Origin of the sequence: Streptococcus jiangnanensis, assembly GCF_040888325.1 — a bacterium.
GTDB classification, from domain to species: domain Bacteria; phylum Bacillota; class Bacilli; order Lactobacillales; family Streptococcaceae; genus Streptococcus; species Streptococcus jiangnanensis.
On sequence record NZ_JBFNFF010000002.1, the window covers coordinates 330,192 to 343,625 of the forward strand.

At 41.6% G+C, this 13,434-nt stretch carries 9 protein-coding genes and 1 other annotated feature (1 of these 10 cut by a window edge); of the genes, 8 read left to right on the forward strand and 1 reads right to left on the reverse strand.

Translation table 11 applies throughout. From position 1 onward, the window contains the following. Positions 1–8: 8 nt before the first annotated feature. Positions 9–2,537: an MBL fold metallo-hydrolase gene (locus tag AB2B49_RS04215; RefSeq protein ID WP_071851096.1), complete on the forward strand. Its 2,529-nt coding sequence runs from the start codon at positions 9–11 to the stop codon at positions 2,535–2,537. A gap of 46 nt (positions 2,538–2,583) precedes the next feature. Here the strand turns inward: AB2B49_RS04215 and AB2B49_RS04220 are convergent, their stop codons facing one another. Next, on the reverse strand, positions 2,584–4,062 hold the full coding sequence (locus tag AB2B49_RS04220; protein ID WP_049490167.1) for an oligosaccharide flippase family protein: 1,479 nt from the start codon (positions 4,060–4,062) through the stop codon (positions 2,584–2,586). Between the two features lie 122 nt (positions 4,063–4,184). Between AB2B49_RS04220 and mecA the strand changes: the two genes are divergently transcribed. The 7 genes from mecA (at position 4,185) to AB2B49_RS04255 (ending at position 13,322) form a co-directional block, all read left to right on the forward strand. After that, positions 4,185–4,922, forward strand: coding sequence for an adaptor protein MecA (gene mecA, locus AB2B49_RS04225; RefSeq protein WP_071851095.1), 738 nt, complete (start codon positions 4,185–4,187; stop codon positions 4,920–4,922). Positions 4,923–5,073: 151 nt separating this feature from the next. Further along, entirely contained in the window at positions 5,074–6,360 is a 1,287-nt protein-coding gene (locus AB2B49_RS04230) for a homoserine dehydrogenase (protein WP_000216365.1), read from the forward strand. Between the two features lies 1 nt (position 6,361). Beyond that, positions 6,362–7,231, forward strand: coding sequence for a homoserine kinase (gene thrB, locus AB2B49_RS04235; protein WP_071851093.1), 870 nt, complete (start codon positions 6,362–6,364; stop codon positions 7,229–7,231). 258 nt (positions 7,232–7,489) lie between these two features. Further along, the gene (msrB, locus tag AB2B49_RS04240) at positions 7,490–8,428 is read left to right on the forward strand and encodes a peptide-methionine (R)-S-oxide reductase MsrB (protein ID WP_076984655.1); all 939 of its coding nucleotides are present in this window, start codon (positions 7,490–7,492) and stop codon (positions 8,426–8,428) included. Positions 8,429–8,487: 59 nt separating this feature from the next. Continuing rightward, entirely contained in the window at positions 8,488–10,212 is a 1,725-nt protein-coding gene (locus tag AB2B49_RS04245; protein ID WP_049505683.1) for an ABC transporter ATP-binding protein, read from the forward strand. A gap of 1 nt (position 10,213) precedes the next feature. Continuing rightward, positions 10,214–11,962: an ABC transporter ATP-binding protein gene (locus AB2B49_RS04250; RefSeq protein ID WP_049505682.1), complete on the forward strand. Its 1,749-nt coding sequence runs from the start codon at positions 10,214–10,216 to the stop codon at positions 11,960–11,962. Positions 11,963–12,062: 100 nt separating this feature from the next. Then, positions 12,063–13,322 (forward strand): TRZ/ATZ family protein, encoded by a 1,260-nt coding sequence (locus AB2B49_RS04255; RefSeq protein ID WP_049505681.1) that lies wholly within the window; start codon positions 12,063–12,065, stop codon positions 13,320–13,322. A gap of 61 nt (positions 13,323–13,383) precedes the next feature. Beyond that, positions 13,384–13,434 (forward strand) — a sequence feature (ribosomal protein L10 leader region) (it continues 85 nt past the right edge of the window).

Sequence of the window (13,434 nt, forward strand, 5' to 3'; positions counted from 1 at the left end):
TTTTCAAGGTGAAAAATAAATGGTTATTAAAATCAGTTAGATATAGTGTTCTCGCATTCTTTCTATTACTGATTCAGTTATCGCAAGGAGTAGATGCAGATACCATCTCTGCAGGTTCGGGCAATCGTATCCATTTCATAAATACTAAAGCAAAATCTGGGAGTGATGCCATCCTTCTGGAAAGCAATGGTCACTATGCTTTGATTGATATGGGTGAAGACTATGACTTCCCTGATGGGAGTGACCCACGCTATCCAAGCCGCTGGGGAATTTCCATGAGAAATTATCAAGTATTGGAGGATCGATTGATTCGCCACTTGGATCAAATAGGTGTAAAAAAATTAGATTTTATTATAGGAACTCATGTTCATAGTGACCATATTGGTGGAGCAGACGAAATACTCAATCGATATCAGGTCGGTAAGTTTTATTTGAAAAAATATTCAGATGATCGGATCACAGCAAACTGGGGACTATGGGATAATCTTTTCAATTATGATAATGCTTTGAGAGCAGCTCAAAAACGAGGAGTTACTCTTATCCAGAATATTTCAGATGAGGATAGCCACCTAAAATTAGGTGATATGGATATCCAACTCTACAACTATAAGAATGAATATGATGCTGACGGGAATCTGAAAAAAGTTCGAGATGATAACTCCAACTCCATTGTTTCAGTAGTGACTGTGGCAGGAAAGAGAATCTATCTTGGTGGAGATTTGGATAATGCCGAAGGAGCAGAAGATAAGTTAGGTCCAGTTATCGGCAAGGTTGATATGATGAAATGGAACCACCATTATGATGCGACAATTTCAAATACGATTAATTTCCTTGAAAACTTATCACCAAAAATGATTATTCAGACAACTGGTGGAGATATTAATGTTGCTTCAACCAGAGAATACCTTCAGAAGAAAAATATTCAGGTTCTTCATGCTGCGAGCCAAACTCAAGACGCTACCGTTTTTGATATTAGCGATAAAGGATTTGCTAATGTTTCAAATACCTTCCCTGATATCCCTGTAGTTGACGAAAAATGGTATCAAGAAGATGGCTATTGGAAATATCGTTTGACTGATGGAGAAATGGCTATCGGCTGGAGAGAGATCGGCGGAGCCACTTACTTCTTTAATGGAAAAGGACAAATGCAAGCAGGTCGCTGGCTTCACCTTAACGACGACTGGGGAGAAAATGCCAAAGGGAACGATTACTATTTGAACCAAAATGGTAAAATGCAAACTGGTGGTTGGTTCAAACTAGATGACTCTTGGTATTATATCCAATCAAATGGTGCTAGACGATTTAGCGAGCTCTCTGAAATTGGAGGGAAAAAGTATCTCTTTGCAGCAGATGGGAAGATGCTAACAGGACATCAAGTCTATAATGGCAAGAAGATGTTCTTTACCGAAAGTGGTGCACTCCAAACAGCAGGTAAGCCTTCAACATGGCAAAAGATTGATTCAAATTGGTATTTCTATGATGAGGATGGGCTAAAGACCGTCGGTAAAAAGAATATCAATGGAATCACGTACTACTTTAATCAAGAAGGTGTCATGCAAACTGGCTGGGCCTTTGTTGATGGTCACTGGAACTATTTTGCAAGTTCTGGAGCTATGAAAACCGGTTGGGTCAAGGATCAGGAAACATGGTATTATCTGGATAAAGATGGCAACATGTTAACTGGCAGACAAGATATAAATGGTGCTCGTTACTATTTGAATGCTAGTGGTGCAATGCAGACTGGCTGGAAGTGGCAAGACAATAGCTGGTACTTCTATACGAACTCAGGTGCTATGAAAACGGGTTGGTTGAAAGATAAAGAATCATGGTATTATTTGGATCCAGAAACAGGTATTATGGCTGTAGGATCTAAAGAGATTGACGGTAAGAACTATTTCTTCAGCTCTGCAGGTACTATGCAAGTTGGATGGCAGTGGTCAAATGATTCTTGGCATTACTACGCTACGTCTGGCGCACTCCAAACAGGTTGGTTGAAAGATGGTGATGCCTGGTATTATCTTGAAGGTAAAGAAGGAATTATGTTAATCGGCCTCCATCAAGTAGATGGTAAGCAATATTACTTTAGCAAATCTGGTGCCATGCAAACTGGCTGGAAATGGTTTGATAATCATTACCGTTACTTTGAATCAAATGGAGCCATGAAAACTGGTTGGATAAAAGACAAAGGCGTCTGGTATTATCTAAATCCTGAAGATGGCATCATGTTGGTTGGCCTTCATAAAGTAAATGGTGATCATTATTACTTTGATGAATCAGGAGCTATGCAGACAGGTTGGAAACAGCTTGATGGTAATTGGTACTATTTCCAAGCTGATGGTTCTTTGTTGAAGAACGCAACAACACCTGATGGTTATAAAGTAAACGAAGAAGGAATCTGGAAACAGGCTGTTGCTACTGTAAATAGCGATGCAGTCAAGCCAGAACAGAAACAAGAAGCTAATTCCTCTATTGTTGAACAACCTAAACAAGATTCAAATCTAGAAGCCAACGCTTCTGAAAAGAAAGAAAAAGAATAAAGAAGAAATCCCCTACTGGCAACTAATTTATCAGTAGGGGATTTTTTTAATTTCGTTTTAATTTTGCAAGTACAAGGTTCAGTGCATAGTGGAGTGTTTTGTCTTTGGTGATAAAGAGGGTCAAGAGGTAATAGATACCACAAGTTGCTACGGTAGAAAGAACCATGAGAATCATATTGAAGTTTACTGTGTAGGAATTGATTTGGAAAATCATCTTGAAAATATAGAAGATTGGGATAAAACCAAGGGATATGAGGCTATAACGTGTTAAGGTTATAAAAATTTCTTTTAAACTAATCAGTTGGTGTTTCTTGATAAAATGAATTTCAAGTAAAACAACGATAGTTTCTGCGATAATGGTCGTAGCGATGTAATACTCAGGTGCAAAAATATTATTGAAATACAAGATGCTATTTAATAGTATATTGGCACCACCACCAAGGAAGTAGAAGGCAGTTAAGCGATTTTCATGGTCGTTGATAAAGATAATCTGTTTACCAAGAATCAACTCAATAGCCCAAATGATGGTACGAAAAGCGAAGACGCTAGTTACGATACCCGCTTCAAGATATTTTTCAGAAGAATAAATAACAGTTGCGTACCGTCCCAATATCATAATCCCAATACTAGTTGGAACCATAAGGAAATAGAATAAGGATGCCGCTTGATTCACGAGATAATTATAGGACTTGTAATCCTTTTTACCGAGATAGTAGCCAAGGCGTGGAATACTGACGTTGATAGCTCCACTCAAGACACTGGCAATCAACATGACGATACTATAGGCAATTGTATAATAAGAAATATAGTTTTCATCTGGTCCCTTGGTGATAAACATTCTATCTAGCAAGGTGTAAAGCATATTAGCGTTTGCTAAGAGAAGCATAGTGAAGAGCGGTTTAGAAGCTTTGACTAATTCGACGAAACCGATCTTAACAAAAGAAACTTCTCTCTTAATCCAAAGAAAACTGAGCAGGTAGTTGAGGATAGTGGTCGCTGTCATAACGATAGCATAAGGAACGATATCATCTGCCGTTTTAACGAAGGCGAAGATAGCGACCAGCATGGTAATTCGAATAATTAATGTCTTATAGAGGATGAAGGCATAGTTTTCATAAGCCTCGTTCATCCATTCGATATTGAGAAATTGGAAGAGTGCTTGGGCCCCTAGAATGTAGTAGAGGACTTTCAGATTCTCAATGCTGGTGTCAAAGAAGATAATGAGGAAGTAGATACCTGTCGTCAGGAGAGAGGTGAAAACCGAGATATAAAACAACTTAGAAAAGACGTAGTTGATTTTATTCTTGTCATCCTTGACCTTACTAATAGCTCGAATCCCGTAGTTGTATATTCCAAAGGCAGCTAGTGGAATAACGAAACTTGCCCAGGTATTGGCTGTATTGAAATAACCGTAATTGGATTTGCTGAGAATCCGCGTCAGATAAGGGTTGGTTATCAGTGGAAAAACGATATTGAGAATATTGACCAGCAAGCTGGCCAAGGCATTTACTTTTATATTTTTCATTGAACTTTCTTTCTTAAATCTAAAATCATATCTAGTATTATATCACATTCTCGCTTCATTCTTTTGATAAAATCGTAAAAATCTAGTATAATAGATAGACTGAAAGTATGAGGTTACTAGATATGAAGATGAAACAAATTAGTGATACAACACTGAAAATCACGATGACTTTAGATGATTTGATGGATCGGGGAATGGAGATTGCAGACTTTCTCGTTCCTCAGGAAAAAACCGAAGAGTTTTTCTATGCTATTTTAGATGAGTTAGAGATGCCAGACAATTTCTTGGATAGTGGCATGCTGAGTTTCCGCGTGACGCCAAAACCTGATAAGGTCGACGTCTTTGTGACCAAGTCCAAGATTGACCAAAATTTGGATTTTGAAGATTTGGCGGATCTACCAGACATGGAAGAATTAGCCCAAATGTCGCCAGATGAATTTCTCAAAACCTTGGAAAAGAGCATTGCAGATAAGACCAAGGACGATATTGAGGCCATCCAATCTCTAGAGCAGGTCGAAGCAAAGGAAGAAGAGCAAGAGCAGGCAGACAAGGAGACGGAGAATAAGAAAGAACCTTATATCTACTATATCCTACGCTTTGCAAGCCTTGCTGACTTAGTTGCTTTTGCAAAGACGGTTAACTACCAGATGGAAACATCTGAACTCTATAAGATGAATGGACACTATTATTTGACAATCTTAGTCGATGTGGAAAATCATCCAAGTCCATATCCGGCTTGGCTCTTGGCTCGTATGCGTGAGTTTGCAGACGACAGTGACATCAGTCGTTCAGTCTTGCAAGAGTATGGGCAAATCTTGATCAATCACGATGCAGTTCTTAATCTGCAAAAAATCGGATAATCATTTCTGGAAATCTTTTTCTAGATTTTAAGGAGAACGAATCGTCTGATTCGTTTTTTCTTTTCTAGACCGAAATAGTGATTTACTATAATAGGAATTTTCATAAAATTCTGTTATAATGGCTATATCAGAAAATTTCTAGGAGACAAACATGACAGTTAAAATTGCTTTACTTGGATTTGGTACCGTTGCAAGTGGTGTGCCATTCCTCCTAAAGGAAAATGGAGAAAAAATCGTTCAGTCAGCTCATTCAGAGATTGAAGTGGCCAAGGTATTGGTCAAGGATGAAGATGAAAAGAACCGCTTGCTTGCAGCAGGAAATGACTTTAATTTTGTGACCAATGTAGATGATATTTTGTCAGACAAGGATATTACTATCGTAGTGGAATTGATGGGTCGTATTGAGCCTGCTAAGACCTTTATCACTCGTGCCTTGGAAGCTGGAAAACACGTTGTTACTGCTAACAAGGACCTTTTGGCTGTTCATGGTGCAGAATTGTTAGAAATCGCTAAAGAGCATAATGTAGCACTTTACTACGAAGCAGCTGTTGCTGGTGGGATTCCAATTCTTCGCACTCTAGCAAATTCATTGGCTTCTGATAAAATCACGCGCGTTCTTGGTGTCGTTAATGGAACTTCCAACTTCATGATGACCAAGATGGTGGAAGAAGGCTGGTCTTATGATGATGCTCTGGCCGAAGCTCAAAGACTTGGATTTGCAGAAAGTGACCCTACAAATGACGTGGATGGGATTGATGCAGCCTACAAGATGGTGATTTTGAGCCAGTTTGCTTTTGGTATGAAGGTTGCCTTTGACGATGTAGCCCACAAGGGAATCCGCAACATCACACCAGAAGACGTAGCTGTGGCCCAAGACCTTGGCTATGTAGTGAAATTGGTTGGTTCTATCGAGGAAACTCCTTCAGGTATTGCTGCAGAAGTGACTCCAACCTTCCTTCCTAAAGCACATCCACTTGCCAGTGTGAATGGGGTAATGAACGCAGTCTTTGTGGAGTCTATCGGCATCGGTGAATCTATGTACTACGGACCAGGTGCGGGTCAAAAACCAACTGCGACAAGTGTTGTAGCAGATATTGTCCGTATCGTTCGTCGCTTGAATGATGGCACTATTGGTAAAGACTTCAACGAATACAGTCGTGACCTAGTCTTGGCAAATCCAGAAGATGTTAAAGCAAACTACTATTTCTCAATCTTGGCACCAGATTCAAAAGGTCAGGTCTTGAAATTGGCTGAAATCTTTAATGCTCAAGATATTTCCTTCAAGCAAATCCTCCAAGATGGCAAAGAGGGTGACAAGGCGCGTGTAGTGATTATCACTCATAAGATTAATAAAGCACAACTTGAGAATGTTTCAGCTGAGTTGGCCAAAGCTTCAGAATTTGACCTCTTGAATACCTTCAAGGTGTTAGGAGAATAGGATGAAGATTATTGTACCTGCAACCAGTGCCAATATCGGGCCAGGTTTTGATTCGGTCGGTGTAGCTGTAACCAAGTATCTTCAAATTGAGGTCTGTGAAGAACGGGATGAGTGGTTGATTGAACACCAGATTGGCAAATGGATTCCACATGACGAGCGTAATCTCTTGCTTAAGATTGCCTTGCAAATTGCGCCTGACTTGCAACCGAGACGTTTGAAAATGACCAGTGATGTTCCCTTGGCGCGTGGTTTGGGTTCTTCTAGCTCGGTTATCGTTGCTGGGATTGAACTGGCCAACCAACTGGGCAAGCTCAACTTATCTAACCACGATAAATTGCAGCTGGCGACCAAGATTGAAGGACATCCTGACAATGTGGCTCCAGCTATCTATGGAAATCTTGTTGTTGCGAGTTCCGTTGAAGGTCACGTTTCAGCAATCGTGGCTGACTTCCCAGAATGTGATTTTCTAGCTTATATTCCCAACTATGAATTGCGCACTCGAGACAGCCGCGGTGTCCTTCCTAAGAAATTGTCCTACAAGGAAGCTGTTGCGGCTAGTTCTATCGCCAATGTGGCCGTTGCAGCCTTGTTAGCAGGAGATATGGTGACAGCTGGACAAGCAATCGAGGGGGACCTCTTCCACGAGCGTTATCGTCAAAGTCTGGTCCGTGAATTTGCGACGATTAAGCAAGTAGCCAAAGAGAATGGAGCCTATGCGACCTACCTCTCTGGAGCAGGGCCGACAGTGATGGTCTTGGCTTCTCATGACAAGATGCCGAAGATTAAAGCAGAATTGCAAAAGCAACCTTTCAAAGGCAAACTGCATGACTTGAAAGTTGATACGCAAGGTGTCCGTGTCGAAGCAAAATAAAGAATAGAAGATAGGATGGGGAAATTCTCGACCAGAGGACTTCCTATCCTTTTTTTGAAAAGAAGTTTATACTCAATGAAAATCAAAGAGCAAACTAGGAAGCTAGCCGCAGGTTGCTCAAAACATGGTTTTGAGGTTGTGGATAGAACTGACGAAGTTAGCTCAAAATACTGTTTTGAGGTTGCAGATGTAAGCTGACGTGCTTTGAAGAGATTTTCGAAGAGTATTGGTTAAAAACTTGATAAAGGAGAAATAAAGATGTCAGAAATTTATCTAGCAGGTGGTTGTTTTTGGGGCCTAGAGGAGTATTTTTCACGAATTTCAGGCGTATTAGCAACCAGTGTAGGCTACGCTAATGGCCAAGTCGAAACAACTAATTACCAGTTGCTCAAGGAAACAGACCATGCAGAGACGGTTCAAGTGATTTATGATGAGAAAGCTGTGTCACTCAGAGAAATTTTGCTTTATTATTTCCGAGTCATCGATCCTTTATCGATTAATCAACAAGGGAATGACCGTGGTCGCCAATATCGTACTGGTATTTATTACCAAGATGAAGCAGACTTGCCAGCTATCTACACAGTAGTGCAGGAGCAGGAGCGTATGCTTGGTCGAAAGATTGCAGTAGAAGTGGAGAAACTTCGCCACTACATTTTAGCTGAAGACTACCATCAAGACTATCTCAAGAAAAATCCTTCCGGTTATTGTCATATCGATGTAACCGATGCTGAGAAGCCATTGATTGACGCATCTAACTATGAAAAGCCTAGTCAAGAAGTGCTGAAGGAAAGCCTAACTGAAGAATCCTACCGAGTAACTCAAGAAGCTGCTACAGAGGCGCCATTTACCAATGCCTATGACCAAACCTTTGAAGAAGGGATTTATGTAGACATCACAACGGGTGAACCGCTCTTTTTCGCCAAGGATAAGTTTGCTTCAGGTTGTGGTTGGCCAAGTTTTAGCCGTCCGATTTCTAAGGAACTAATTCACTATTACAAGGATTTGAGCCATGGAATGGAGCGAATCGAGGTTCGTTCTCGGTCAGGAAATGCTCACTTGGGTCATGTTTTCACAGATGGACCTCAGGAATTAGGTGGCCTGCGTTACTGTATTAATTCTGCTTCCTTACGCTTTGTAGCCAAGGATGAGATGGAAAAAGCAGGATATGGCTATCTATTACCTTACTTAAACAAATAAAACTGAGAGGGTGGGGCTTCCCACTTTCTTCATTTCCAGAATAAGAATAGAAGGGATTTATGAAACACTTACTATCTTACTTCAAACCCTATATCAAAGAATCCATTTTAGCACCCTTGTTCAAGCTACTTGAAGCTGTTTTTGAACTCTTGGTTCCCATGGTGATTGCTGGGATTGTTGACCAGTCCTTGCCCCAGAGAGATCAAGGGCATCTCTGGATGCAGATTGGCCTGCTCCTTATCTTTGCAGTGATTGGCGTTTTAGTAGCCTTGATTGCTCAATTTTATTCAGCCAAGGCAGCGGTAGGTTTTGCCAAGGAATTGACGAACGACCTCTATCGTCATATTCTTTCTTTACCTAAGGACAGCAGAGACCGTTTGACAACTTCTAGCTTGGTGACCCGCTTGACTTCGGATACTTACCAGATTCAGACTGGGATTAATCAATTCCTGCGCCTCTTTTTGAGAGCGCCTATTATCGTTTTTGGAGCCATTTTTATGGCCTATCGCATCTCGGCTGAGCTGACTTTCTGGTTCTTAGTTATGGTTGTCATTTTGACGATTGTCATTGTCGGTCTCTCTCGACTGGTCAATCCTCTCTACAGCAGTCTCAGAAAGAAAACGGACCAATTGGTTCAGGAAACGCGCCAGCAATTGCAAGGGATGCGAGTTATTCGTGCTTTTGGTCAGGAAAAACGAGAGTTACAGATTTTTCAAAACCTTAACCAAGTTTATGCTAGATTGCAAGAAAAGACGGGTTTCTGGTCAAGTTTGTTAACACCTCTGACCTATCTGATTGTTAATGGAACTCTCCTCGTCATTATCTGGCAGGGCTATATTTCAATTCAAGGAGGTTTACTCAGTCAAGGAGCTCTCATTGCTCTTATCAACTACCTCTTACAGATTTTGGTGGAATTGGTTAAGCTCGCCATGCTGATCAATTCCCTCAACCAATCCTATATCTCAGCCAAGCGAATTGAGGAAGTCTTTGACGAGGCTCCAGAGGATATCCATTCAGAGTTAGAACAAAAGCAAGCTACCAGCGATAATGTTTTACAAGTCCAAGAATTAACCTTTACCTATCCTGATGCCGCCCAGCCTTCTCTGAGAAACATTTCCTTTGGTATGAATCAAGGGCAAATCCTTGGTATCATCGGGGGAACTGGTTCAGGTAAATCAAGCTTGGTGCAAGTCTTACTTGGACTTTATCCAGTAGACAAGGGGAGCATTGACCTTTATCGAAATGGTCGTAGTCCTCTTAATCTTGAGCAGTGGCGGTCTTGGATTGCCTATGTGCCTCAAAAAGTCGAGCTCTTTAAGGGAACTATTCGTTCTAACTTGACTTTAGGTTTCAATCAAGAAGTATCTGACCAGAAACTCTGGCAGGCCTTGGAGATTGCGCAAGCTAAGGATTTTGTCAGTGAAAAGGAAGGACTTTTGGATGCCCTAGTTGAGGCAGGAGGGAGAAATTTCTCAGGCGGACAAAAACAAAGGCTATCTATTGCCCGAGCAGTCTTGCGCCAAGCTCCATTTCTCATCCTAGATGATGCGACCTCGGCTCTCGACACCATTACCGAGTCCAAGCTCTTGAAAGCTATTAGAGAAAATCTGCCAAATACAAGTTTAATCTTGATCTCTCAACGAACCTCGACTTTACAGATGGCAGACCAGATTCTCCTTTTGGAAAAAGGTGAGCTCCTAGCTGTTGGCAAGCACGAGGACTTGATGAAAACTAGCCAAGTATATCGAGAAATCAATGCATCCCAACATGGAAAGGAGGACTAGCATGAGACGACAAACCGCAAACCAGACGCTCAAACGTTTGGCCATAGATTTAGCAAGCCATCCCTTCCTCCTTTTCCTTGCCTTTCTAGGAACTATTGCCCAAGTTGGCTTATCAATTTACCTACCTATTCTGATTGGGCAGGTCATTGACCAGGTTCTAGTGGCTGGTTCTTCGCTAGTTTTTTGGCAGATTTTCATCCAGATGATCTTGGTGGTCATAGGAAATACATTGGTACAATGGGCCAATCCTCTTCTTTATAATCGTCTAATCTTCTCTTATACTAAAGACTTGCGAGAGCGAATCATTCATAAGCTCCATCGGTTACCGATTGCTTTTGTGGATCGGCAGGGCAGTGGAGAGATGGTCAGTCGTGTGACCACAGACATAGAACAGTTGGCAGCTGGCTTGACCATGATTTTCAATCAATTTTTCATTGGAGTCTTGATGATTTTGGTTAGTATTCTAGCCATGCTCCAAATTCACCTTCTCATGACCCTCTTGGTTTTGCTGTTGACGCCGCTGTCCATGGTGATTTCACGCTTTATTGCCAAACGCTCCTATCATCTCTTCCAGAAGCAAACAGAGACCAGGGGGATTCAGACTCAGTTGATTGAAGAGTCTCTTAGCCAGCAGCCTATTATCCAGTCCTTTAATGCTCAGACAGAGTTTATCCAAAGACTGCACGAGGCGAATGCCAACTACGCAGGCTATTCTCAGTCAGCCATCTTTTATTCATCAACGGTTAATCCTTCGACTCGCTTTGTCAACGCGCTCATTTATGCCCTTCTGGCTGGGGTAGGAGCTTATCGTATTATGATGGGGTCCACCTTGACCATCGGACGTTTAGTGACTTTTTTGAATTACGTCCAACAGTACACTAAGCCCTTTAACGATATTTCTTCTGTTCTAGCCGAGTTGCAAAGTGCTCTTGCTTGCGCAGAGCGCGTCTATGCTGTCTTAGAAAGTCCAGAGGTGGCTGAAACAGGTAAGGAAGTCTTGACCAGTGACCAAGTTAAGGGAGCCATTTCCTTTAAGCATGTTTCTTTTGGCTACAATCCTGAGAAGGTTCTGATTAAGGATTTATCCATTGACATTCCTGCTGGTAGCAAGGTTGCCATCGTTGGTCCGACAGGTGCTGGTAAGTCAACTCTTATCAATCTCCTCATGCGTTTTTATCCTATTAATTCAGGAGATATCTTGTTAGACGGTCGTTCTATTTACGATTATACCCGAGCATCATTGAGACAGCAGTTTGGCATGGTGCTCCAAGAAACCTGGCTCAAGCAAGGGACCATTCATGACAATATTGCCTTTGGAAATCCTGAAGCCAGTCGGGAACAAGTGATTGCTGCTGCAAAAGCAGCCAACGTAGATTTTTTCATCCAACAGTTGCCACAGGGCTATGATACCAATTTGGAAAATGCAGGTGAATCTCTCTCTGTCGGTCAAGCCCAGCTCTTGACCATCGCCCGAGTATTTCTAGCTATTCCAAAGATTCTTATCTTAGACGAGGCGACCTCCTCCATCGATACACGGACAGAAGTGCTAGTACAGGATGCCTTTGCCAAACTCATGAAGGATCGCACAAGCTTTATCATTGCTCACCGTTTGTCAACCATTCAGGATGCGGATTTGATTCTAGTCTTGGTGGATGGTAACATCGTGGAATACGGCAATCATCAGGAACTCATGGCTAGAAAGGGCAAGTATTACCAAATGCAAAAAGCAGCAACTTTTAGCTCTGAATAATCCTTTCTATTTTGAAATCTTATGGACAAAAAAAGTTGCCTTCGGGTGACTTTTTTGTTACAATAGCTAGAAAAAATCAGGGTCTTAGAAGGAGAAAACAATGAAAGTCTATCAGCATGTAAATATCGTGACTTGTGACAAAGATTTCCATGTTTATTTGGATGGTATCTTAGCCGTTAAGGACTCTCAAATCGTCTATGTCGGCCAAGAGGAGCCAGAGATTTTAGAGCAAGCTGAGCAGATTATAGACTATCAGGGAGCCTGGATTATGCCTGGTTTGGTTAATTGCCATACCCATTCTGCTATGACAGGTTTGCGAGGGATCCGGGATGATAGTAATCTCCATGAATGGCTCAATGACTATATCTGGCCAGCAGAAGCAGGATTTACTCCCGATATGACTACCAAGGCAGTCAAAGAAGCTCTGACAGAGATGCTCCAGTCAGGAACAACAACCTTCAACGATATGTATAATCCTAATGGTGTGGATATTGAGCAAATTTATCAGGCAGTTAAGGAATCTAAGATGCGTTGTTATTTCTCACCGACCCTCTTTTCTTCAGAGGCAGAAACAACTGCTGAGACTATAAGCAGAACACGAGCCATCATAGAGGAAATCTTAGGATATGAAAATCCAAATTTCAAGGTTATGGTAGCTCCTCATTCTCCCTATAGCTGTAGTAGAGACTTGCTGGAAGCAAGCATAGAAATGGCAAAAGAACTGGCCATTCCTATCCATATCCATGTGGCGGAGACCAAGGAGGAATCAGGAATTATCTTGAAACGCTATAGCAAACGCCCTCTCGCCTTTCTAGAAGAACTAGGTTACTTAGATCATCCGTCTGTCTTTGCTCACGGGGTCGAATTAAACGAGAGAGAAATTGAACGCTTGGCAACTTCTCATGTAGCAATCGCCCATAATCCTATCAGTAACCTCAAACTGGCTTCTGGAATCGCTCCAATCATCCAACTCCAAAAAGCAGGAGTAGCAGTGGGGATTGCGACAGACTCGGTTGCTTCCAATAACAATCTAGATATGTTTGAGGAAGGACGCACAGCAGCCCTTCTTCAAAAGATGAAAAGTGGAGATGCCAGCCAATTTCCTATTGAAACAGCCCTCAAAGCTCTGACGATAGAGGGTGCTAAGGTTCTAGGAATGGAAAAGCAGATAGGAAGCCTAGAAGTTGGCAAGCAAGCAGATTTTCTGGTCATTCAACCACAGGGAAAAATCCATCTTCAGCCTCAGAAAAATATGCTCTCTCACCTGGTTTATGCAGTCAAAGCCAGTGATGTTGACGATGTTTATATCGCTGGAGAACAGGTGGTTAAGCAAGGCAAAGTTTTGACAGTAGAGATTTAAAAAAATTCAAAAAAAGTTTGCAAAAATCTTGCATTCTTTTTTTGTCTATGCTATACTTATATACGGTTTGAAAAAACTGCCTAAGACAGTAGGGGAGCTTGACTCGTAAATA

Bases quoted from the DNA above. Each gene is read 5' to 3' on its own strand.
- AB2B49_RS04220 (WP_049490167.1), bottom strand. From the start codon at position 4,062: ATGAAAAATATAAAAGTAAATGCCTTGGCCAGCTTGCTGGTCAATATT.
- mecA (WP_071851095.1), top strand. From the start codon at position 4,185: ATGAAGATGAAACAAATTAGTGATACAACACTGAAAATCACGATGACT.
- AB2B49_RS04230 (WP_000216365.1), top strand. From the start codon at position 5,074: ATGACAGTTAAAATTGCTTTACTTGGATTTGGTACCGTTGCAAGTGGT.
- thrB (WP_071851093.1), top strand. From the start codon at position 6,362: ATGAAGATTATTGTACCTGCAACCAGTGCCAATATCGGGCCAGGTTTT.
- msrB (WP_076984655.1), top strand. From the start codon at position 7,490: ATGTCAGAAATTTATCTAGCAGGTGGTTGTTTTTGGGGCCTAGAGGAG.
- AB2B49_RS04245 (WP_049505683.1), top strand. From the start codon at position 8,488: ATGAAACACTTACTATCTTACTTCAAACCCTATATCAAAGAATCCATT.
- AB2B49_RS04250 (WP_049505682.1), top strand. From the start codon at position 10,214: ATGAGACGACAAACCGCAAACCAGACGCTCAAACGTTTGGCCATAGAT.
- AB2B49_RS04255 (WP_049505681.1), top strand. From the start codon at position 12,063: ATGAAAGTCTATCAGCATGTAAATATCGTGACTTGTGACAAAGATTTC.